Below are 21716 nucleotides of genomic sequence, written 5' to 3' on the forward strand. Positions count from 1 at the left end.
GCGGCGTGTCACGGCACTCCTAAGTTGTGAAGGGGTCGTTCCGCGGCAGTGTAGTCATTACCGCCCACCGTGTGGGGTGCTCTCGGGGTCACGCAGGGGTCGTGAGCCGGGGCACCACGAGATCCCAGACGTCGTCGGCCAGGTCCTCCTTGGTGCGTTCCGGGATCACCCGGGTCGAACCGTCCGCACCGACGACGGTCGCCGCGTTCGTCTCGGCGCCGAAGACCTTGTCCACGCCGACCTCATTGATCACAATGAGGTCGGCGCGCTTGCGGGCGAGCTTCGCCCGACCGTTGGCCTCCGCGTCGCCGGTCTCGGCGGCGAACACCACCAGCACCTGTCCCGCCCGACGACGCCCACCCCACTCCGCGGCGATGTCCGGGTTGGTCACCAGCTCGATGGTGGGGGCGCCGCCGTCCTCCGACTTCTTGATTTTGCCAGGCGCGTAGGTCGCCGGACGGAAATCGGCCGGAGCCGCCGCCATCACCACCACGTCGGCCGTCTCGGCCGCCGCCAGGGTGGCCGTGCGCAACTCCTCGGTGGTGCCGACCCGGACCAGGTCCACTCCGGCGGGGTCGGGGAGCGAGACGTTGGCGGCGATCAGGGTCACCCGGGCGCCCCGGGCGACGGCGGCACGGGCGAAGGCGTACCCCTGCTTGCCGGAGGACCGGTTGCCGAGGAAGCGCACCGGGTCGAGCGGCTCACGGGTACCGCCGGCGGTGACCACGACCCGGCGTCCGGCCAGGTCGGCGGGGGCGTCGGCACCCCGGCGCAGCGCCCGTCGCGCCACCGCGAAGATCTCCGCCGGGTCGGGCAGGCGACCCTTGCCGCTGTCGGCGCCGGTCAGCCGGCCGACCGCCGGCTCGATCACCAGGACGCCCCGGGCGCGCAGGGTGGCCACGTTCGCCACGGTCGCCGGGTTCTCCCACATCTCGGTGTGCATCGCCGGCGCGAGCACCACCGGGCAACGCGCGGTCAGCAGGGTGTTGGTGAGCAGGTCGTCGGCGAGCCCGTGGGCCGCCTTGGCCAGCAGGTCGGCGGTGGTCGGCGCGACCACGACCAGGTCGGCCCGCTGGCCGAGACGGACGTGCGGCACATCGTGCACGTCCGTCCAGACGTCGTCGGCCACCGGTTGACCGGACAGTGCCGCCCAGGTCGGCGCCCCGACGAAACGGAGCGCCGACGCGGTCGGCACGACCCGGACCCGGTGGCCCGACTCGGTGAAGAGCCTCAGCAGCTCACATGCCTTGTAGGCGGCGATGCCGCCGCCGACTCCCAGGACGATCTCGGCGGACATCGGTGCGGGGGCGGGTTACGGCTGGTCGGTCGGCTCGGCGGTGAGCAGACCGGCGTTGATCTCGCGCATCGCGATCGAGAGCGGCTTCTCCTGGGGGGTGGTCTCCACGAGCGGGCCGACGTACTCCAGCAGGCCCTCACCGAGCTGGCTGTAGTAGGCGTTGACCTGACGGGCGCGCTTGGCGGCGAAGATCACCAGCGCGTACTTCGAGGAGGTCTTCTCCAGCAGCTCGTCGATCGGCGGGTTGGTGATGCCCTCGGGGTTGGCGATGGATCCCACGAATTTGAACCTCTGCGTCTGAGTGGCCGGCCGGGGCGCGGCGGGCGGTCAACCGCGCGGTCGCGGCTGGACCGGTGCCGGAAAGGACGAACCGAGCAATCCTACCAGCTCGCCCGCGACCCGTTCGAGCAGGTCGTGCCGGAGGGTCAGCTCGAACGCGGCGGCGGTCCGCGCGTCGGGGCGGAACCCGGGCGGGACGAGCAACACCAGCCGGGCGTCCGGTTCGACCTCGCGGACGCGCAGCGCGCCGTCCGGGTCGAGCGGGAGGAGGACCGGACGCCCGGCGACGAGCCGGGCCCGTACCGGGCGGTGCGGTGTCCCCCGCAGGTACGGTCCGACCCGGCTCCACTCGATCAGTCGCCCTTCGGCGACCAACCGTGCGAATCCGGCCGGGTCGAGGAAGATCCGGTCCACCCCGTGCACCTCGTGCCCGCGTCGCGGCCGGGTGGTGGCCGGCACGGGCGTCCACGTCGCCGGGAAACGCGCCCGGACCGCCTCGACCACACTGGCCCGGCCAGCCCCGGAGGGACCGGCGAGGACAGTCAGCCGAGCCGCCGGGCGCGTCTCGTCAGCCGTGCTCACCGCTTGTTTGTACCCGCTGTCACGGGTCAGTTCCCGGCGAACTCTCCAAGCAGAGCCTTGCGCTGCTGGTCACCGAGGCCACGCAGCCGGCGGCTGTCGGCGATCTTGAGCTTCTCCATGATCTGGGTCGCCCGGATCTTGCCGATGCCCGGCATGGCCTGGAGGACGGCCGAAACCTTCAGCTTGCCCACGACGTCGTCGGCCTCAGCCCGCTCGAGGACGGAGGCGAGGGTGGTCTTGCCCTGCTTGAGCTGCTCCTTCAGCTCAGCACGGGCCTTGCGGATCTCCGCGGCCTTCTCCAGCGCGGCCGCGCGCTGCTCAGGGGTAAGTGACGGGAGCGGCACCAGTTCTCCTCAGGTCCCTATCGCGGCGGGCGGGACGCACCGCCGCTTCTGTGAAACGTGGTGTCGCTGGGAACCAAAGGGGTCCGTGGTTCCCAGCGCGGGGAAAACTAGCGGTCAGCGGAGCTTTCGGCAACGTGGACGCGCGCTCGTCACCGCGCGGTGACCGACCCGTCAGTCAGTTTTTCCGCGCCCAGGACCCGCCGGCAGTCGGTCAGGACCTGCTCGGCCGCCGCCCGCAGCGCGGCCGGATCGGGGCCGGCGGAGAGCACCTGACGGGAGTACGACGGCAGCACCGCAGAGAGTGCGGAGCCGAAGACGGTACGCAGATCCGCCGCCGTCCCGCCCTGCGCGCCGAGCCCCGGAGCGAGCAGCGGACCGTGGACCCGGGAGAGGTCGTGACCGGTGTCGCCGATCGTCGCCCCGACCACCAGCCCGACGCTGCCGAGCGGGTCCGCACCGGCATTGAGCTGCGCAATCTCGTCGATGACCGTCTGTGCGACGGTGCGCCCGTCCGCGCCCCGCGCGCGTTGCACCGCGCCGCCCTCGGGGTTGGAGGTCAGCGCCAACACGAAGACGCCGCCGCCGTGCCGGGCCGCCGTGTCGAACATCGGGGCCAGCGAACCTACTCCCAGGTAGGGGCTCGCCGTGACCGCGTCGACATACAGCGGGCTGGATGGATCGAGGTACGCGTCGGCGTACGCGGCGACGGTCGACCCGATGTCGCCCCGCTTGACGTCGAGAAGAACGAGCGCGCCAGCTTCCCGCAACTGTCGGATAGTTGACTCAAGCACGGCCACTCCACGGGAGCCGTATCGCTCGAAGAAGGCCGACTGTGGCTTGACCACCGCAACCCGGTCACCGAGGGCTTCCGTGACGGTCCGGGTGAACCGGTCGAGACCCGAGACGTCGTCCGGCAGACCCCAGCGGGCCAGCAGCCCGGGGTGCGGGTCGATCCCCACGCAGAGCGGCCCACGTTCCCGCATCGCCCGGTGCAGCCGGGTTCCGAAGCTCTCCATCTGTCCCTCTCCCTCTCGTGTCCCGCCCTCTGCGGGCGGCCTGCCGGCCCACCGTCCCCGCGAACGGCGTCGTGCCTCCACGCACCCACCCCGTGCCACCTTCGGCCGTCCACGTGGCGGTCAGGGCCCCTGGCGTCCACTACGGACGGTGGTTCAGCCCGCCGCCACCGCGGCGGCGACGCCCGTGGCGATCCGGGCCAGGTCCGCGTCGTCGGTCAGGTACGGCGGCATGGTGTAGACCAGGTCGCGGAACGGACGCAGCCAGACGCCCTCGGCGACCGCGGCGGCGGTCGCCGCCGGCAGGTCCACCTCGTGGTCGAGCTGCACCACCCCGATCGCGCCGAGCACCCGGACGTCACGCACCCCGGCTGCGCCCCGCAACGGCGCCAGTCCGGTCCGTAACGCCCGCGCCACCCTGGACACCTCGCCGGCCCAGTCTCCGGCCCGCAGTAGCCCGATGGAGGCGTTCGCGACCGCACAGGCGAGCGGGTTGCCCATGAACGTCGGGCCGTGCGCCAACACGCCGTCGGTGGAGATGCCCCGGGCGATCTCGGCGGTGCAGAGCGTGGCGGCCAGGGTCAGGTAGCCGCCGGTGAGCGCCTTGCCGACGCAGAGCACGTCCGGGGCGACCCCGGCGTGCTCGGCGGCGAACATCGTCCCGGTCCGGCCGAACCCGGTGGCGATCTCGTCGAAGACGAGCAGGATCCCGTGGGCCCGGGTCACCTCGCGCAGCACCCGCAGGTAGTGCGGGTTGTGGAACCGCATCCCGCCGGCCCCCTGCACCACCGGCTCGACGATCACCGCCGCCAGTTCGTGCGCGTGCCGTTCGACCGCGTCGACCAGCTCCGCCTCGTACGCCGGGTCGACCGGACCGTCGAAGCCGCCCGGCGGGGCGGGGGCGAAGACCTGGCGGGGCAGCACCCCGCTCCAGAGGCGGTGCATGCCCCCCTCCGGATCGCAGACGCTCATGGCGTGGAACGTGTCCCCGTGGTAGCCGCCCCGCCACGTGGCGAGCCGGTGCCGTTCCGGCCGTCCGGTGGCGCGCTGGTACTGCAGGCACATCTTCACCGCGACCTCGACGCCGACCGATCCGGAGTCGCAGAGGAAGACCCGCTCCAGGCCCGGCGGGGCCAGCTCCACCAGGGTGCGCGCCAACTGGACGGCCGGCTCGTGGGTCAGCCCGCCGAACATCACGTGGCTCATCCGGCCGAGCTGGTCGACCACCGCCGCGTCGAGCACCGGGTGCCGGTAACCGTGGATCGCCGCCCACCAGGACGACATCCCGTCGACCAGCTCGCGCCCGTCGGCCAGGCGCAGCCGTACCCCCCGCGCGCTCTCGACCACGTACGGCGGCACGGCCGGCGGCAGCGGCGCGTACGGATGCCACACGTGCTCCCGGTCCCCGGCCAGGATCTCCTCAGGCGTCACGGACCTCTCCGGTTCCTCGTGGCGGGCGTGGGGTCGGCACGGGGCCTAGACCGCCGGGGCGGTGGCGCGCTCCGCGCGGGCGACGGCCCGGACCGCGGCCCGCACCAGGGCCGGGCCCCGGTAGATGAAACCCGTGTAGAGCTGCACCAGGCTCGCCCCCGCGTCGACCATCCGGGCCGCGTCGTCCGGGTCGACGATGCCGCCCACCCCGATCACCGGCAGCCGGCCGCCGGTCTCCCGGTGCACGAAGGCGACCACCTCCCGGGCCCGGGCGGCGAGCGGACGCCCGGAGAGTCCCCCGGTCTCCGCGCCCCGCGTGCGGTCACCCGGGGCGAGTCCGTCGCGGGCCAGGGTGGTGTTGGTGGCGATCACCCCGGCCGCGCCCCGGTCCAGACAGACCTCCAGCAGTTCGGCGACGGCCGGCTCGGTCAGGTCCGGGGCGATCTTCACCAGCACCGGCTTCTCCCCCACCAGCGCGGCGAGCAGCGCGTCGAGGTGCTCCCGGTCCTGGAGGGCCCGCAGGCCCGGGGTGTTCGGCGAGGAGACGTTGACCGCGAAGTAGTCGCCGTGGTCCCGCAGCGCCCGGTAGGAGGCGAGGTAGTCCTCCACCGCCTCCTCCAGCGGGGTCACCTTGGACTTGCCGAGCGAGATGCCCAGCGGCACACCGAGCGGACGGCGCAGCGTGGCCAGCCGGGCGGCGAGCGCCTCGGCCCCGGCGTTGTTGAAGCCCATCCGGTTGACCACGGCCTCGCTGTCGCGCAGCCGGAACAACCGGGGCCGGGGGTTGCCCGGCTGTGGGCGGGCGGTCACCGTGCCGACCTCGACGAAGCCGAAGCCCAGCGCCGGCCAGGCCGGCAACGCCACCCCGTTCTTGTCCATGCCGGCGGCCAGTCCGACCGGGTTCGGGAACCGCACGCCGAAGACGGTGCGCGGCGCGGACACCGCGTACCGCGCCCGCATCCCGGCGAGCAGGGCCGGCCGTCCGGAGAGCGCGGCGAGCCGTCGCAGCGTCCACTCGTGCGCCGCCTCGGCGTCGCCGCCCCCGATCCGGAACAGCCCCGGCCGCACCAACCGCTCGAACATCACGGGGTCGTCCCCCGCCGACGGGCGGTCACTCGGCGGCCCGCAGGGCGGCGTGGAGTTCCTGGAGCGGACGGACCTGCATGTCGCCCCGGATCCGCGCCTCGATACCCATGACCGCCGCCGCCGCGCCGGGGACGGTGGTGATGCAGGGGATGTCGGCGGTGACCGCCGCGCTGCGGATCTCGTACCCGTCGGAGCGGGCGCTCGCCCCGGAGCCCTGCGGCGTGTTGATCACCAACGCCACCTCGCCGCCGAGGATCAGCGACACCGCGTCCTCCCCCGCGCCGGACTCGTAGTGCTTGCGGATCTGCTCGCACGCGATGCCGTACCGGCGCAGCACCTCGGCCGTACCGGTGGTCGCCAGGATCTCGAAGCCCAGGTCGGCCAGGCGCTTCACCGGGAAGATCATGGCGCGCTTGTCCCGGTTCGCCACCGAGACGAAGATCCGACCGGAGGTGGGCAGCGAGCCGTACGCCGCGGACTGGCTCTTGGCGAAGGCGTGCCCGAACGAGGTGTCGATGCCCATCACCTCGCCGGTGGACTTCATCTCCGGGCCGAGCAGCGAGTCCACGCCCTGGCCGGCGGGCGTGCGGAACCGCTTGAACGGCAGCACCGCCTCCTTCACCGCGATCGGGGCGTCCGGCGGCAGCGTTCCGCCGTCCCCGGCGGCCGGCAGCAGGCCCTCGGCGCGCAGCTCCGCGATGGTCGCGCCGAGCGCGATCCGGGCCGCCGCCTTGGCCAGCGGCACCGCCGTGGCCTTGGAGACGAACGGCACGGTCCGCGAGGCGCGCGGGTTCGCCTCCAGGACGTAGAGCACGTCGTCCTTGAGGGCGTACTGCACGTTGAGCAGTCCCCGCACCCCGACGCCCCGGGCGATCGCCTCGGTGTACCGGCGCACCTGCGCCACGTGCGAGCCGGCCAGGGTGATCGGCGGCAGCGCGCAGGACGAGTCGCCGGAGTGGATGCCGGCCTCCTCGATGTGCTCCATCACGCCACCGAGGTAGACCTCGCCGTCGGCGTCGCAGAGCGCGTCCACGTCGATCTCGATCGCGTCGTCGAGGAAGTGGTCCACCAGGACCGGGTGGTTCGGCGAGATGTCGGTGGCCCGGCCGATGTAGTCGCGCAGCGTCGGATCGTCGTAGACGATCTCCATGCCCCGCCCGCCGAGCACGTACGAGGGACGGACCAGCACCGGGTAGCCGATCTCGTCGGCGATCGCCTTCGCCTCCTCGTACGAGGTGGCGGTGCCGTGCGCGGGCGCGCGCAGGCCGGCCCGGGCCAGCACCGCGCCGAACGCGCCCCGCTCCTCGGCGAGGTGGATCGACTCCGGGGAGGTGCCGACCACCGGCACCCCGGCGTCCTTGAGCCGCTGCGCCAGGCCGAGCGGGGTCTGCCCGCCGAGCTGGACGATCACCCCGACCACGCCCGGCCCGCCGGCCGCCTTCCCGGAGGTGTCCTCGGCGTGCCACGCCTCCAGCACGTCCTCGAAGGTGAGCGGCTCGAAGTAGAGCCGGTCGGCGGTGTCGTAGTCGGTGGAGACGGTCTCCGGGTTGCAGTTGACCATGACCGTCTCGTAGCCGGCCGCCCGCAGCGCCATGACCGCGTGCACGCAGGAGTAGTCGAACTCGATGCCCTGGCCGATCCGGTTCGGCCCGGAGCCCAGGATCAGCACCTTCGGCCGGTCCGAGCCGACCACCTCGGTCTCCGAGTCGTAGGAGGAGTAGTGGTACGGCGTGGTGGCGGCGAACTCGGCCGCGCAGGTGTCCACCGTCTTGTAGACCGGCCGGACACCGAGGCGGTGCCGCAGGGTACGCACGCCGTCCTCGGCGGCCAGCTCCGGCCGGAGCGCGGCGAGCTGCCGGTCGGAGAGCCCGGCCCGCTTCGCCCGGCGCAGCAGGTCCCCCTCCAGCACCGGGGCGGCGACGATCTCGGCGCGCAGCTCGACCAGACCGGCGATCTGGTCCAGGAACCAGGGGTCGATCCCCCCGGAGGCCGCGACGACCTCGCCGACCGACGCGCCGAGCCGCAGCGCCCGCTCGACGGTGTAGAGCCGACCGTCGTGCGGCACGCGCAGCGCCTCGAGCGTCGCCTCCTTCGTCACGTCGGTCGGGTCGAGGCCCGTCGCGGCGGCGACGGCCGAGTCCGGGAGGGTCCAGAACCCGGCGCTCTTGGTCTCCATCGAGCGCATCGCCTTGTTCAGCGCCTCGGTGAAGTTCCGGCCCAGGCTCATCGCCTCGCCGACCGACTTCATCGTGGTGGTCAGCTCCCGGTCCGCGCCGGGGAACTTCTCGAACGCGAACCGGGGAATCTTGACCACGACGTAGTCGAGGGTCGGCTCGAACGCCGCCGGGGTCTTCAGCGTGATGTCGTTGGGGATCTCGTCCAGGGTGTAGCCGATGGCGAGCTTCGCGGCGATCTTCGCGATCGGGAAGCCGGTCGCCTTGGAGGCCAACGCGGACGAGCGGGACACCCGGGGGTTCATCTCGATGACCACGATCCGGCCGTCGGCCGGGTTCACCGCGAACTGGATGTTGCAGCCGCCGGTGTCCACGCCGACCTCGCGCAGCACCGCGATGCCCAGGTCGCGCAGCCGCTGGTACTCCCGGTCGGTCAGGGTCATCGCCGGGGCGACGGTGACGCTGTCGCCGGTGTGCACGCCCATCGGGTCGACGTTCTCGATCGAGCAGACCACCACGACGTTGTCGTTGCGGTCCCGCATCAGTTCGAGTTCGTACTCCTTCCAGCCGAGCACGCTCTCCTCGATGAGCACCTCGTGCACCGGGCTGGCGGCCAGCCCGGCCCCGGCGATGCGCTCCAGGTCCTCCGGCGTGTGCGCCATGCCGGAGCCGAGGCCACCCATGGTGAACGACGGCCGGATCACCACCGGCAGGCCCAGCTCGGCGACGGTGTCCCGGACCTCGTCCATCGAGTGGCAGACCCGGGAACGGGGCACCAGGGCGGCCGGGTCGTCGAAGCCCAGCCGGACACCGGCCTTGGCCACGATCTCCTTGAACAGCTGCCGGTCCTCACCGCGCCGGATCGCGTCGATGTTCGCGCCGATCAGCTCGACGCCGTACTTGTCCAGCACGCCCGCCTCGTGCAGGGCGACCGCGGTGTTCAGCGCGGTCTGGCCGCCGAGGGTGGGCAGCAGGGCGTCGGGGCGCTCCTTGGCGATCACCAGCTCGACGAACTCCGGCGTGATCGGCTCGACGTAGGTGGCGTCCGCGAACTCCGGGTCGGTCATGATCGTCGCCGGGTTGGAGTTGACCAGGCTGACCCGGACCCCCTCGCCGCGCAGCACCCGGCAGGCCTGGGTGCCGGAGTAGTCGAACTCGCAGGCCTGGCCGATGACGATCGGCCCGGAGCCGATCACCAGGATGTGTTTGAGATCGGTCCGCTTAGGCATTCTTTCCGCCCTCACTGTGGTTCCGGTCGAGGCCGCGGCCCTCGATCAGCTCGGCGAAGCGGTCGAAGAGGTAGTCCGCGTCGTGCGGGCCGGCCGCCGCCTCGGGGTGGTACTGGACGGTGAACGCGGGCACGTCCTTCGCCCGCAGGCCCTCGACCACGTTGTCGTTGAGGCAGACATGACTGACCTCGACCCCGCCGAACTCGGTGTCGACGATCCGGTCGGGCACCACGGCCCCCGGCTCGGCCCCCGGGAACTGGACGGCGAAGCCGTGGTTGTGGCTGGTCACCTCGACCTTGCCGGTGGCCCGGTCGAGCACCGGCTGGTTGATGCCGCGGTGGCCGTACCCGAGCTTGTAGGTGCCGAACCCGAGGGCCCGGCCGAGCAGTTGGCTGCCGAAGCAGATGCCGAACAGCGGCACCCGGCGGCGCAGCACCTCGCGGGCCAGCGCGACCGGGACGTCGGCGGTGGCCGGGTCGCCGGGGCCGGGCGAGAGGAAGACCGCGTCCGCCCCGGTGGCCAGCACCTCGTCGATGGTCGAGGAGGCGGGCAGCACGTGGGTGGTGACCCCCCGCGTGGCGAGCCGGCGCGGCACGTTGCGCTTGATACCCAGGTCGAGCGCGGCGACGGTGAACCGGTGCTCGCCCTCGGCGGCGACCACGTACGGCTCGGCGGTGGTCACCTCGGCGGAGAGGTCCGCGCCGACCATCGGCGGCGACTGCCGGACCCGGGCCAGCAGGGCACGCGGGTCGGACTCGACGCTGGACACGCCGACCCGCATCGCGCCGCGTTCCCGCAGGTGCCGGGTGAGCGCCCGGGTGTCCACCCCGCTGATGCCGACCACGCCCTCGGCTTCCAGGCGCTCCTCCAGGCCGCCGGTGGACCGCCAGTTCGAGGCGGACCGGGCCGGGTCGCGGACCACGTACCCGGCGACCCAGATCCGGCCCGACTCGTCGTCCTCGCCGTTGACGCCGGTGTTGCCGATGTGCGGGGCGGTCTGCACCACCACCTGCCGGTGGTAGGAGGGGTCGGTCAGGGTCTCCTGGTAGCCGGTCATGCCGGTGTTGAAGACCGCCTCGCCGAAGGTCTCGCCGACGCTGCCGTACGCCTCGCCGTGGAACGTCCGCCCGTCCTCCAGTACGAGGATCGCGGGCCTGCGCTTCGTCATGCTGCGTCTCCTTCGATCCGGACTGCGGGGCTCCGCTCCGCTGCACTCCTCGCTCGGATCACGTCTCCTTCGATCCGGACTGCGGGGCTCCGCTCCGCTGCACTCCTCGCTCGGATCACGTCTCCTTCGATCCGGACTGCGGGGCTCCGCTCCGCTGCACTCCTCGCTCGGATCACTTGACAGCCTTTCCGTCCAGGACCGTCGGCTCGCCGCGCAGGAAGGTCGCCACGATGCGACCCGGCAGCGTCATGCGGGCGTACGGGGTGTTGCGACTGCGGCTGGCCAGGTCCGCCGGCTCGATCACTCGGCGGGCGGACGGGTCGACCAGGGTGAGGTTCGCCGGGACGCCGGGGGCCGGGTTCCGGCCGTGGGTGTCCAGGCCGGCGATCCGGGCCGGGGCACGCGACATCCGCTCGGCGATCAGGTCCCACTCCGGGCCGAGCACGTCGAGGGCGATCGACAGCGCCGTCTCCATCCCGAGCATGCCCGGCCGGGCGTACGCCCACTCGCACTCCTTGTCCTCCACCGCGTGCGGGGCGTGGTCGGTGGCCACGATGTCGATCACGCCCTCGACCAGCGCGGCCCGCAGGGCGGCGATGTCGGTGGCGGTGCGCAGCGGCGGGTTGACCTTGTAGACCGGGTCGTACGTCTCCGCGCGCTCGTCGGTGAGCAGCAGGTGGTGCGGGGTGACCTCGGCGGTGACCCGGATCCCGCGCGCCTTGGCCTGGCGCAGTACCTCGACGCTGCCGGCGGTGGAGACGTGGCAGACGTGCAGCCGGCTGCCGACGTGCTCGGCGAGCAGCACGTCCCGGGCGATGATCGCCTCCTCGGCGACCGCCGGCCAGCCGGTCAGCCCGAGCCGGGTGGAGACCTCGCCCTCGTGCATCTGCGCGCCCTCGGTCAACCGGGGCTCCTCGGCGTGCTGGGCGATGATCCCGTCGAACGCCTTGACGTACTCCAGCGCCCGGCGCATCAGCTTCGGGTCGGCGACGCAGTGCCCGTCGTCGGAGAAGATCCGCACCCGGGCCGCCGAGTCGGCCATCGCGCCCAGCTCGGCGAGACGCTCGCCGGCCAGCCCGACGGTGACCGCGCCGATCGGCTGGACGTCGACCAGTCCGGCCTCCCGGCCGAGCCGCCAGACCTGTTCGACCACCCCGGCGGTGTCGGCGACCGGGGAGGTGTTCGCCATCGCGCAGACCGCCGTGTAGCCGCCGAGGGCGGCGGCCCGGGAACCGGTCTCGACGGTCTCGGCGTCCTCCCGGCCCGGCTCGCGCAGGTGGGTGTGCAGGTCGACCAGGCCGGGCAGGGCGACCAGGCCGTCGGCGTCGAGCACGGTGGCTCCCGCCGCGGACAGGCCACGGCCGGACTCGGCCACGACGCCGTCGCGGACCAGCAGGTCGGTGGGGTCGCCGCCGACGACGCTGACCCCCTTGATCAGGTACGCGGTCATTGGTTGTTCCCCCCGAGCAGCAGGTAGAGGACGGCCATCCGGACGGAGACCCCGTTGGTGACCTGTTCGACGATGGTGGAGCGGGGCGAGTCGGCCACCTCGGGCGTGATCTCCATCCCCCGGTTCATCGGGCCGGGGTGCATGACGATCGCGTGCTCCGGCAGGCGACCCATGCGGGCGCCGTCCAGGCCGTAGCGGCGGGCGTACTCGCGGGCGGAGGGGAAGTAGGAGTCGGTCATCCGCTCCCGCTGCACGCGCAGCATCATCACCACGTCCGCCTCGGGCAGCACCGCGTCGAGGTCGTAGGACACGGCGGCGCCGGGCGCGAGGGCCGCCGCGATGTCGACCGGGATCAGCGTGGGCGGGCCGACCAGGGTGACCTTCGCGCCGAGGGTGGAGAGCAGCAGCACGTTGGAGCGGGCCACCCGGCTGTGCAGCACGTCACCGACCACGGCGACGTGCAGGCCGGCGATCCGGCCGAGCCGGGAGCGCATCGTGTACGCGTCCAGCAGCGCCTGGGTCGGGTGCTCGTGGGTGCCGTCGCCGGCGTTGACCACGCTGCCGTCGACCCAGTTCGCCAGCCGGTGCGGGGCGCCGGAGGCCGGGTGGCGGACCACCACCGCGTCGGCCCCCATCGCCTGGAGGGTGAGCGCGGTGTCCTTCAGGCTCTCGCCCTTGGCGACGCTGGAGCCCTTCGCCGAAAAGTTGATCACGTCGGCGCTGAGCCGCTTCGCCGCCGCCTCGAAGGAGATCCGGGTGCGGGTGGAGTCCTCGTAGAAGAGGTTGACCACGGTCCGGCCGCGCAGCGCCGGCAGCTTCTTGACCTCCCGCCCGGCGACGGTGGCCATCTGGGCGGCGGTGTCCAGGACCAGGGTCGCGGTGGCCGCGTCCAGGTCGGCCCCGGAGAGCAGGTGACGGATCATGCGGGCGCACCCCCGTAGAGCTTGACCTCGTCGACGCCGTCCACCTCGGCGAGGGTGACCTTGACGCTCTCGGCGAGCGCGGTCGGGATGTTCTTGCCGACGTAGTCGGCCCGGATGGGCAGTTCCCGGTGTCCCCGGTCGACCAGGACGGCGAGCTGCACCGAGGAGGGGCGGCCGACGTCGTTCAGCGCGTCCAGGGCGGCCCGGACGGTCCGGCCGGAGAAGAGCACGTCGTCGACGAGGACGACCCGCTTGCCGTCGATGCCGCCCGGCGGCACCTCGGTCGGGCCGACCGCCCGGACGGCGTGCCGGCGCAGGTCGTCGCGGTAGAGCGTGATGTCGAGCACGCCGACCGGTACGGCGACGTCCTCGAAGGCGCTGATCCGGGCGGCGAGGCGGCGGGCCAGCGGCGCGCCCCGGGTCGGGATGCCGAGCAGGACGGTGTCGGCGGCGCCCTGGGTCTTCTCCAGGATCTGGTGGGCGATGCGGTCGACCACACGCTGCACGTCAGCGCTGGCGAGGATCACCTTTACCGAGGGTTGCCTCGGCACCGGGGATCGGGCAGCCGACGGGTAGGCCACGGCGGACCTCCTTCCCCGCCTCACGGGACGGGTCGTTAAAGGACGTCTGACTCCCCCGGACCGGCCGTGAACGGCTCCGACCGGGGGCTTCACGCCACGTTACCAGTGGTCACCGCCGCCCCGGTCGGGCGGCTGCTGATTCGCAAATCAGTCCCGAAATGCGGATAGATCGACCCGGCGTTCCCAACAGGTGTGTCACGAGCACTTGACCACGTGTCGCAATCCCCGTACCGTCACGCTCCGTAGCGATAGCTGGGAGAACCCCGAGCAGCACTGGGAGTGTCCGAATGCCCTCTGAATACGCCAAGTCGCTGGGCGCCCGCCTGCGCTCCATCCGCCAGCAGCAGGGCCTGTCCCTGCAGGGCGTGGAGGAGAAGTCCAACGGACGGTGGAAGGCCGTCGTGGTCGGGTCGTACGAGCGCGGTGACCGGGCCGTCACCGTGTCCCGCCTGGCGGAGCTGGCCGACTTCTACCGCGTACCCGTCTCCGAGCTGCTGCCCGACGGCAGTGGCGTACGGCACGAGCCGACCAGCAAGATCGTGCTGGACCTGGAGCGGCTCTACGACGAGGCGTCGGAGGAGCTGGCGTACGTGGCCCGGTACGCCCGCGCCATCCAGCAGCAGCGCGGTGACTACAACGGCCGGGTGCTCTCGATCCGCGCCGACGACCTGCGGGCGCTGGCCATCGTGTACGACGCCTCGCCCTCCGGCCTGATCGAGCGGCTCAACGAGCACGGTGTGCTGGTCGCCGACCCGCGGGCGTTCTTCGCGTCCTGACACCCGCTGCCGTAACCCGAGGGGCCCGCGCCGGTCGGCGCGGGCCCCTCGGGTACGTACGGTGTGGTGCGGTGTGACGGTGGCGCGGACCGGCTCAGCGGGTGGCGTAGTCGGCGATCCGGCCGAGGATGCCGTTGAGGAAGCGCGGCGAGTCGTCGGTCGACATCTGCCGGGCCAGCTCGACCGCCTCGCTGATGGCCACCGCGTCGTCGATGTCGTCGTGGTAGAGCAGCTCGTAGACGGCGATCCGGGCGAGGTTGCGGTCGATCACCGGCATCCGGTCGAGCGTCCACCCCTCGGCGTAGCTGGCGATCAGCTCGTCGATCCGGTCGAGGTGCGCGGCGACCCCCTCGACCAGGCTCACGGCGTAGTCGAGGTGCTCCGGACGGGGCTTCTCGATCCGCTCGATGTAGCCGGCGAGCACCTCCACCGGCGGCCGGCCGCGCAGGTCGGCCTCGTAGAGCACGTCCAGCGCCCGCTTGCGCGCCTTGCGGCGCGCCGGCATCTGCTGCTTCGGAGCCTCGGCCATCAGGCGCGGCCGAGGTAACGACCGTCGCGGGTGTCGACCTTGATCTTCTCGCCGGTGGTGATGAAGAGCGGCACCTGCACGGTCGCGCCGGTTTCGACGGTGGCCGGCTTGTTGCCACCGGTGGAGCGGTCGCCCTGGAGGCCCGGCTCGGTGTAGGTGACCTCTAGCACGACGCTGGTCGCCAGCTCGACGTAGAGCGGCACACCCTCGTGGGTGGCCACGATCGCCTCCGCCTCGGGGAGGAGGTAGTTCGCCGCGTCACCCACGGTCGCGCCGGGGACGGTGATCTGGTCGAACGTCTCCAGGTCCATGAAGACGAAGTCCTCGCCGTCGGCGTAGAGGTACTGCATGGTGCGCTTGTCGACGGTCGCGGTCTCGACCTTGGTACCCGCGTTGAAGGTCTTGTCGACGACCTTGCCGGAGAGCACGTTCTTCAGCGTGGTGCGGACGAAGGCACCACCCTTGCCGGGCTTGACGTGCTGGAACTCCACGACAGCCCAGAGGCCCCCGTCAAGGTTGAGTACGAGGCCGTTCTTGAGGTCGTTGGTGGTGGCCATTTCCTGCCTTGATCATCAATTGGCGGACAGACCTGGGAAGTCTACTAGCTGCGCCGCAGGGCGGCTGCCGCCGTCCGGCCGGGCCGCCACCTCCGCCACGATCCACCCGGCCGGGTGATCACTCTCCGACACGGCCGGCACCCGCAGCATGGCCACCCCACCGACGCTTTGCTCTGCACCCACGGACGCGCCAGCCACGTAGCGTGTGGAAAGTCACCACCGTCTCCCAGCCGGCCGGCATCAAAGCCCAGCTCAACGCGGTGTCGCCTCGGCAGGTGCAGAGCAGAGGACGAGACGAACGGGATCGCGGCGACAGCGGAGGCAACCGAGAGCGACGACAGCGGTGCGACTACTCTGCGTTATTGCATGGTTGGATCGACCACCCGGCGTGGCCGGTCAGCGGGCGAGGGTGGCCAGGTGGTGCAGGGCCAGGCGGTAGCCGTCCGGGCCCAGACCGCAGATCACCCCGGTCGCCACGGCGGAGATTACCGAGTGGTGCCGGAACTCCTCCCGGGCGTGGATGTTGGAGATGTGCACCTCGACCAGCGGCCCACGGAGCATGGCGCACGCGTCCCGCACCGCGTACGAGTAGTGCGACCAGGCCGCCGGGTTGAGCACCACCGCCGCGCCCTCGTCGGCGGCGTCGTGCAGCCACCCGACCAGCTCGTGTTCGGCGTCGGTCTGCCGGACCGTCACGTCCAGCCCGAGTTCCCGGCCGGTGCGCTCGCAGAGCGCCACCAGGTCGGCGTAACTGGTCACGCCGTAGACGTCGACCTGCCGGGTGCCCAGCCGGCCCAGGTTCACCCCGTTCAGCACGTACACCCTCACGCCGCCACCCCCTCGCGGAAGGCGGCGTGCAGCAGCTCGTCGTCCGGGTTCTCGAGGATCGCCGGCCGGGCCAGCCCGTCGAGCACCACGAACCGCAGCCGGGCCCCGCGCGCCTTCTTGTCCACCCGCATCGTGGCGAGCAGGTCCGGCCAGGCCTCGGCCGGATAGCTCGTCGGCAGCCCCAGGGCCGTCACGACCGTGCGGTGCCGCTCGGCGGTCGCCGCGTCCAGCCGCCCGGCCAACCGGGAGAGCGTGCCGGCGTAGACCAGCCCCACCGAGACGGCGTGCCCGTGCCGCCAGCGGTAGCCCTCCACCTTCTCGATGGCGTGGGCCAGGGTGTGGCCGTAGTTGAGCACCTCCCGGACGCCCGACTCGCGCAGGTCACCGGAGACCACGTCGGCCTTGACCCGGATCGCCCGCTCGATCAGCTCGCGGGTCACCGCTCCGGTCGGGTCGGCGGCGGCGGCCGGGTCCCCGGTGACCAGGTCGAGGATCACCGGGTCGGCGATGAAGCCGCACTTGACCACCTCGGCCAGGCCGGCGGTCAGGTCGACGGCGGGAAGGCTGTCCAGCACCGACAGGTCGCAGAGGACACCGGCCGGCGGGTGGAACGCGCCGACCAGGTTCTTGCCGGCAGCGGTGTTGATCCCGGTCTTGCCCCCGACGGCGGCGTCGACCATCCCCAGCAGCGAGGTCGCCACCGGCACCCAGCGCACCCCGCGCAGCCAGCTCGCGGCGACGAACCCGGCCAGGTCGGTGACAGCGCCGCCGCCCACCCCGACCACCGCGTCGTTCCGGGTGACGTTCGCCGCGCCGAGCCGGTCCCAGCAGTGGGCGGCCACCTCGATCTGCTTGCCGGCCTCGGCGTCCGGCACCTCGATCGGCAGGGGCTCGACGCCGGCCGCGCGCAGTCGGCCGCCGAGCAGGTCGGCCAGCCACTTCAGCGGCGGGGCGTACAGCACCGCCGCGCGGGTCGCGCCGGGAAGCAGGCCGGGCAGCGCGTCCCAGAGGCCACGTCCCACGAGTACGTCGTACGGGCGCTCGCCACCGACCGGGATCCGGGTCATCTCGTCCATCGTTGCGGAGCCTAGCCGAGCGGTGACCCGATCCGGCCCGACCGTCCACCTGGTGACCGCAGACCGGACAACGGCGTTGAACCCGGCAGGGACCGGGCAGCTTCCGCCCGGTCCGGATCCACGACGTGGGAGGTCCCGCATGGCAACCCGCACGATCGGGGAGGCCGACATCCGGCTTCCCGCCATCCTGCTCGGCGTCGGCCTGGGCGGCTTCTTCGACGGCATCCTGCTGCACCAGGTGCTCCAGTGGCACCACATGCTCAGCGCGACCGGCAGCGACAACGTCGGCATCCGGGAGTATCCCGTGGACACCGTCCCCGGCCTGCGGGTGAACACCCTCTGGGACGGCATCTTCCACGTGGTGACCTGGGTGTCGGTACTGGCCGGTCTGGCGCTGCTGCACGCCCGGGTGACCCGGTCCCGGAACCGGTTGTGGCGCTCCCGCACCCTCTGGGGCTGGGCGCTGGTCGGCTGGGGCCTGTTCAACCTGGTGGAGGGCATCGTCGACCACCACCTGCTCGGCATCCACCACGTCCGGGAGGGCGCGAACCGGCTCTGGTGGGACCTCGGCTTCCTCGCCCTCGGCGCGGTCCTGGTGGCCGGCGGCTGGCTGCTGCAACGCCGCGACGGCCGGGGCGGACCGCCCACCGCCGACGAGCCGCACGTCACCGAGAAGCGGTCCGGCGACACCGCCTCGCCCGGCGGGCGACGGTGATCGTGCTGGCCCATGGCGGCGGACACGCCGCGCCGCCCGGCGTGGACCCGGCGCTGGTCGTACCGCTGCTGCTGGCCGGCGGCTACCTGGCCGGCGTGGTCCGCGAACGCCGCGCCGGCCGCCGCTGGAGTCCCTGGCGGAGCGCCGCGTTCGGCGGCGGGGTGCTGCTGCTCGGCGTCGGCCTGGCCGTGCCCGCGCCCGACCTCGTCGGCCACATGTGGCAGCACCTGCTGCTCGGCATGCTCGCGCCGCTGGGCCTGGTGCTCGGTGCCCCGGGAACGTTGGCCCTGCGCACCCTCGACCGGTCCGCCGGGCGGGCCGTGATCCGCTGGCTGGGGCACCCGGCGGCCCGGGTGGTCGCCCACCCGGTGACCGGTCTGCTGCTCACCGTCGGCGGGCTCTGGGTGCTCTACCTGACCCCGCTCTACCGGGCGAGTCTCGACCAGCCGGCCGTGCACCACCTGTTCCAGGTGCACTTCCTGCTCAGCGGGCATCTCTTCACCTGGTCGATCGCCGGGCCGGATCCGGGACCGCACCGTCCCCGGGTGCCGGTGCGGCTGGTCGTGGTCGGCGTCGCGGTCGCCGGGCACGCCGCCCTCGCCCAGCTCCTGTACGCCGGGCTGCTGGTCGACGTGCCGGCCACCGTCGGGGAGCTGCGTGCCGGGGCGACGATCATGTACTACGGCGGGGACCTGGCCGAGATCCTGCTCGCGCTGGCGTTGCTGGTCACCTGGCGGCCGGAGGCACGGCCCGCGCGCCGGCCCCGCCGGGTGGTGGTCAGCGGTCGAGCAGCGTCCGCACCTCGGTGACGATCTCCTCGGGGTCACGCGCGTCGGTGACCACCGTGGCGGTCGCCACCTCCTGGTAGAACGGTCGGCGCTGGTCCAGCAGGTACCGCAGCGTCGCCCTCGGGTTGATCGCCAGCAGGGGGCGGCCGACGCCCAGGTCGACCCGCTTGAGCGCGTCGGTCAGCTCGACGCTGAGATACACCACGGTGTGCCCGACCAGGGCGGCGCGGTTCTCCTCGGCGAGGACCGCGCCACCGCCGAGGGCGAGCACGCCCGGGCAGGATGCCAGCCCCGCCGCCACCGCCGCCCGTTCGAGGGTACGGAAGTGCGCCTCCCCCTCGTCGACGAAGATCTCCGGGATCGGCTTGCCGGCCATCCGCTCGATGTCCTCGTCGGTGTCCCGGAACTCCACGCCGAGCGCGGTGGCGAGCGCCCGGCCGACGGTGGTCTTGCCCGCCCCCGGCGCTCCCACCAGCACACAGACCGGCCGACCTGCGTTCACCGGATGACCAGGGCGTCGAGGTAACCGGCGAGGTTACGGCGGATCTCGGCCACCGAGTCACCGCCGAACTTCTCCGTGGTGGCCTCGGCGAGCACCAGGGCGACCATCGCCTCGGCGACCACCGCCGCAGCCGGCACGGCGCAGACGTCCGACCGCTGGTTGATCGCGGTGGCCGGCTCACCGGTGGTCACGTCGACCGTGGCCAGGGCCCGGTTCAGCGACGAGATCGGCTTCATCGCGGCCCGCACCCGCAGCGGCTCACCGGTGGTGATGCCGCCCTCCAGGCCACCGGCCCGGTCGGTCACCCGGCGCACCCCGGTCGGGGTCGGCACCATCTCGTCGTGCGCCACGGAGCCCCGGGACCGCGCCTGCTGCCAACCGTCGCCGATCTCGACGCCCTTGATCGCCTGGATCGACATCAGCGCGGTGGCCAGCCGGGCGTCGAGCTTGCGGTCCCACTGCACGTGGGAGCCGAGGCCCGGCGGCACCCCGTACGCGAGCACCTCGACCACGCCACCGAGGGTGTCGGCGGCCTTCTTCGCGGCGTCGACCTCGGCGACCATCCGGGCGCTCGCCCCGGGGTCGAGGCAGCGCAGCGGGTCGGCGTCGATCCGCGCGGCGTCCTCCGGGCGGGCCCGCAGCCCCGGGTCGACCGCGATCGGGCCCAGTTCCACCACGTGCGAGACGATCTCGATGCCCAGGGTCTGCCGCACCAGCGCCTTGGCGACGGTCCCGACGGCGACCCGGGCGGCGGTCTCCCGGGCGCTGGCCCGTTCCAGGATCGGCCGGGCGTCGGTGTGTCCGTACTTCTGCATGCCGGCCAGGTCGGCGTGACCGGGGCGGGGGCGGGTCAGCGGCGCGTTGCGCGCCTGCTTGGCCAGCTCGTCCGCGTCGACCGGGTCGGCCGCCATCACCGTGCGCCACTTGGGCCACTCCGAGTTGCCGACCCGGATCGCCACCGGGCTGCCGATGGTGACGCCGTGCCGGAGCCCACCGATGATCTCGATCTCGTCCTGCTCGAACGACATCCGCGCGCCCCGGCCGTAGCCGAGTCGACGGCGGGCCAGCTCGGCGGAGATCTCCCCGGTGGTGACCTCGACCCCGGCGGGGACGCCCTCCAGGAGCGCGACCAGGGCGGGACCGTGCGATTCACCTGCAGTCAACCAGCGCAACACCGGATCAGTCTGGCACGCCCCGCATCCGGAGCGGCGCACCGGCCACCGCGTCCCGCCCTGCGGACCGTCGACGACGCGGAGTCGTCCCGGCGGGATCCGTCCCGCCCCAGGCCACCGTCGAGAGCACGGCTCGAGTCAACCTGGAGAAGCGCTCGTACCCGCTCCCCTAGCGTCGAGGGCGCTACGACACCGGCGACGGGCGATCCCGGGAAGCGGACGTGACATGACGAGCAGGCGGCACCGGACGGACGTGCTGGTGGTCGGCACCGGCCCGGTCGGGCTGACGATGGCGGCGGAACTCGCCCGGTACGGTGTCGCGTCCACCGTCTGCGGAAGCGGGGGACGCTGGCACGACCTGCCCTGCCGGGTCGACACGGTCCGCCCGTACGACGACCGGGTGGAGGCCCGGCTGGTCGACCTCCGCGACGGCGCGGTGACCGTGGTGACCGCCGACCGGTTGGTCGCCTGCGACGCCGCCGCCGCGCCACTGCGCCCCGGAGCCCTGCGCCCGACCGACGGCGGTCCCCCGGCCCCGGGCGGCCACGGACGGGTGTTCCGCTGCGGCGGCGACCGTCCCCGCGCGGGCGGGCCCGGCACCGGCGGAAGCGACGGCGCCGGGCACGGGGGCGTCGGCGACGCGGTCAACCTCGGCTGGAAGCTCGCGGCCACGCTCCAGGGCTGGGCCGGTGCCGTACTGCTCGACAGCTACCACGAGGAGCGGCGGCCGGCGGACCCCGACGAGCCGGTGGGCCACCACTACCGCTCGTCGATCGTGGCCGACGACGAGACCGACATCCCGCCGGACCCGTTCGACGAGGCGTTGCCCGGGATGCCCGCGCCACCCGTCCCGCTGGGCGCGAGGATCACCGTCCACGACCTCGTCCGGCACGGATTCGCCCTGCTGCGCCTGGCGGATCCGTGGTCGCCGCGCGCCGACGTTCCGCACCCGCCGGGCGTGCCCGCGCTGCGGGCCGCGTTCGCCGCCGCCGGGGTGCCGTTCACCGTCCACGACTGCCGCGACACGGCGGTGGCCCACCGGTACCGGCGGCCGTTCGTGCTGCTGCGGCCGGACGGGTACGTGGCCTGGCGGGGCTGGCGCCCACCGGCCGACCCGGTGGCCCTGGTGGATCTGGTCCGGGGCGCGACCCGACGTCCCGTCCCCGTTCCGGCAATCGTCTGAACCGAACCCGAGAGGAACACTGTGGCACGTCGT

The 21716-nt window shown here is 73.0% G+C and carries 22 protein-coding genes; 4 read left to right on the forward strand and 18 right to left on the reverse strand.

Annotated elements, in window-relative coordinates; translation table 11 throughout:
- Positions 1-88: 88 nt before the first annotated feature.
- The 12 genes from coaBC to pyrR all read right to left on the reverse strand — a co-directional run bounded on the left by coaBC (position 89) and on the right by pyrR (position 13557).
- The gene (gene coaBC, locus QSK20_RS31615) at positions 89-1297 is read right to left on the reverse strand and encodes a bifunctional phosphopantothenoylcysteine decarboxylase/phosphopantothenate--cysteine ligase CoaBC (protein ID WP_285792273.1); all 1209 of its coding nucleotides are present in this window, start codon (positions 1295-1297) and stop codon (positions 89-91) included.
- A 15-nt stretch (positions 1298-1312) separates the two neighbouring features.
- Positions 1313-1576, reverse strand: a complete 264-nt coding sequence (gene rpoZ, locus QSK20_RS31620) for a DNA-directed RNA polymerase subunit omega (protein ID WP_091462737.1) — start codon at positions 1574-1576, stop codon at positions 1313-1315.
- Positions 1577-1624: 48 nt separating this feature from the next.
- Entirely contained in the window at positions 1625-2158 is a 534-nt protein-coding gene (locus QSK20_RS31625; RefSeq protein ID WP_285792274.1) for a guanylate kinase, read from the reverse strand.
- A 26-nt stretch (positions 2159-2184) separates the two neighbouring features.
- The gene (gene mihF, locus QSK20_RS31630) at positions 2185-2502 is read right to left on the reverse strand and encodes an integration host factor, actinobacterial type (protein WP_088984943.1); all 318 of its coding nucleotides are present in this window, start codon (positions 2500-2502) and stop codon (positions 2185-2187) included.
- A 149-nt stretch (positions 2503-2651) separates the two neighbouring features.
- On the reverse strand, positions 2652-3518 hold the full coding sequence (pyrF, locus tag QSK20_RS31635; protein WP_285792275.1) for an orotidine-5'-phosphate decarboxylase: 867 nt from the start codon (positions 3516-3518) through the stop codon (positions 2652-2654).
- 153 nt (positions 3519-3671) lie between these two features.
- Positions 3672-4946, reverse strand: a complete 1275-nt coding sequence (locus tag QSK20_RS31640; protein WP_285792276.1) for an adenosylmethionine--8-amino-7-oxononanoate transaminase — start codon at positions 4944-4946, stop codon at positions 3672-3674.
- A 45-nt stretch (positions 4947-4991) separates the two neighbouring features.
- Positions 4992-6032 (reverse strand): quinone-dependent dihydroorotate dehydrogenase, encoded by a 1041-nt coding sequence (locus QSK20_RS31645; protein ID WP_285792277.1) that lies wholly within the window; start codon positions 6030-6032, stop codon positions 4992-4994.
- Positions 6033-6057: 25 nt separating this feature from the next.
- Positions 6058-9435, reverse strand: coding sequence for a carbamoyl-phosphate synthase large subunit (gene carB / locus QSK20_RS31650; protein ID WP_285792278.1), 3378 nt, complete (start codon positions 9433-9435; stop codon positions 6058-6060).
- Positions 9428-10603 (reverse strand): glutamine-hydrolyzing carbamoyl-phosphate synthase small subunit, encoded by a 1176-nt coding sequence (carA, locus tag QSK20_RS31655; RefSeq protein ID WP_285792279.1) that lies wholly within the window; start codon positions 10601-10603, stop codon positions 9428-9430. The genes carB and carA overlap by 8 nt, the downstream gene beginning before the upstream one ends.
- A gap of 172 nt (positions 10604-10775) precedes the next feature.
- The gene (locus tag QSK20_RS31660; RefSeq protein WP_285792280.1) at positions 10776-12053 is read right to left on the reverse strand and encodes a dihydroorotase; all 1278 of its coding nucleotides are present in this window, start codon (positions 12051-12053) and stop codon (positions 10776-10778) included.
- A complete protein-coding gene (locus QSK20_RS31665; RefSeq protein WP_285792281.1) occupies positions 12050-12976 on the reverse strand; it encodes an aspartate carbamoyltransferase catalytic subunit in 927 nt (308 codons plus the stop codon). The genes QSK20_RS31660 and QSK20_RS31665 overlap by 4 nt, the downstream gene beginning before the upstream one ends.
- The gene (gene pyrR / locus QSK20_RS31670) at positions 12973-13557 is read right to left on the reverse strand and encodes a bifunctional pyr operon transcriptional regulator/uracil phosphoribosyltransferase PyrR (protein ID WP_285792282.1); all 585 of its coding nucleotides are present in this window, start codon (positions 13555-13557) and stop codon (positions 12973-12975) included. Before pyrR ends, QSK20_RS31665 begins: the two co-directional genes overlap by 4 nt.
- A gap of 287 nt (positions 13558-13844) precedes the next feature.
- On the opposite strand from pyrR, the gene bldD reads away from it, so the two are divergent.
- Entirely contained in the window at positions 13845-14333 is a 489-nt protein-coding gene (gene bldD, locus QSK20_RS31675; RefSeq protein ID WP_018253136.1) for a transcriptional regulator BldD, read from the forward strand.
- 94 nt (positions 14334-14427) lie between these two features.
- On the opposite strand, the gene nusB is transcribed toward bldD, so the two are convergent.
- The 4 genes from nusB to aroB all read right to left on the reverse strand — a co-directional run bounded on the left by nusB (position 14428) and on the right by aroB (position 17323).
- Positions 14428-14838, reverse strand: coding sequence for a transcription antitermination factor NusB (gene nusB / locus QSK20_RS31680; protein ID WP_285792290.1), 411 nt, complete (start codon positions 14836-14838; stop codon positions 14428-14430).
- A 23-nt stretch (positions 14839-14861) separates the two neighbouring features.
- Positions 14862-15419, reverse strand: a complete 558-nt coding sequence (efp, locus tag QSK20_RS31685; RefSeq protein ID WP_088984953.1) for an elongation factor P — start codon at positions 15417-15419, stop codon at positions 14862-14864.
- A gap of 396 nt (positions 15420-15815) precedes the next feature.
- Positions 15816-16247 (reverse strand): type II 3-dehydroquinate dehydratase, encoded by a 432-nt coding sequence (gene aroQ, locus QSK20_RS31690; protein ID WP_285792283.1) that lies wholly within the window; start codon positions 16245-16247, stop codon positions 15816-15818.
- The gene (gene aroB / locus QSK20_RS31695) at positions 16244-17323 is read right to left on the reverse strand and encodes a 3-dehydroquinate synthase (RefSeq protein ID WP_285792284.1); all 1080 of its coding nucleotides are present in this window, start codon (positions 17321-17323) and stop codon (positions 16244-16246) included. The genes aroQ and aroB overlap by 4 nt, the downstream gene beginning before the upstream one ends.
- Before the next feature lie 139 nt (positions 17324-17462).
- Between aroB and QSK20_RS31700 the strand changes: the two genes are divergently transcribed.
- Positions 17463-18038 (forward strand): DUF2243 domain-containing protein, encoded by a 576-nt coding sequence (locus tag QSK20_RS31700; protein ID WP_285792285.1) that lies wholly within the window; start codon positions 17463-17465, stop codon positions 18036-18038.
- A 2-nt stretch (positions 18039-18040) separates the two neighbouring features.
- The gene (locus QSK20_RS31705; protein WP_285792286.1) at positions 18041-18847 is read left to right on the forward strand and encodes a cytochrome c oxidase assembly protein; all 807 of its coding nucleotides are present in this window, start codon (positions 18041-18043) and stop codon (positions 18845-18847) included.
- On the opposite strand, the gene QSK20_RS31710 is transcribed toward QSK20_RS31705, so the two are convergent.
- Together QSK20_RS31710 and aroC are read right to left on the reverse strand one after the other, a co-directional pair.
- Positions 18816-19328: a shikimate kinase gene (locus QSK20_RS31710; RefSeq protein WP_285792287.1), complete on the reverse strand. Its 513-nt coding sequence runs from the start codon at positions 19326-19328 to the stop codon at positions 18816-18818. The two genes, QSK20_RS31705 and QSK20_RS31710, sit on opposite strands and share 32 nt — an antisense overlap.
- Positions 19325-20503: a chorismate synthase gene (aroC, locus tag QSK20_RS31715; protein ID WP_285792288.1), complete on the reverse strand. Its 1179-nt coding sequence runs from the start codon at positions 20501-20503 to the stop codon at positions 19325-19327. Before aroC ends, QSK20_RS31710 begins: the two co-directional genes overlap by 4 nt.
- A gap of 223 nt (positions 20504-20726) precedes the next feature.
- On the opposite strand from aroC, the gene QSK20_RS31720 reads away from it, so the two are divergent.
- Positions 20727-21683, forward strand: a complete 957-nt coding sequence (locus QSK20_RS31720; protein ID WP_285792289.1) for an FAD-dependent monooxygenase — start codon at positions 20727-20729, stop codon at positions 21681-21683.
- The last annotated feature ends 33 nt before the right edge of the window (positions 21684-21716 follow it).

This window comes from Micromonospora sp. NBRC 101691 (assembly GCF_030269285.1).
In the GTDB taxonomy this organism is placed as follows: domain Bacteria; phylum Actinomycetota; class Actinomycetes; order Mycobacteriales; family Micromonosporaceae; genus Micromonospora; species Micromonospora echinospora.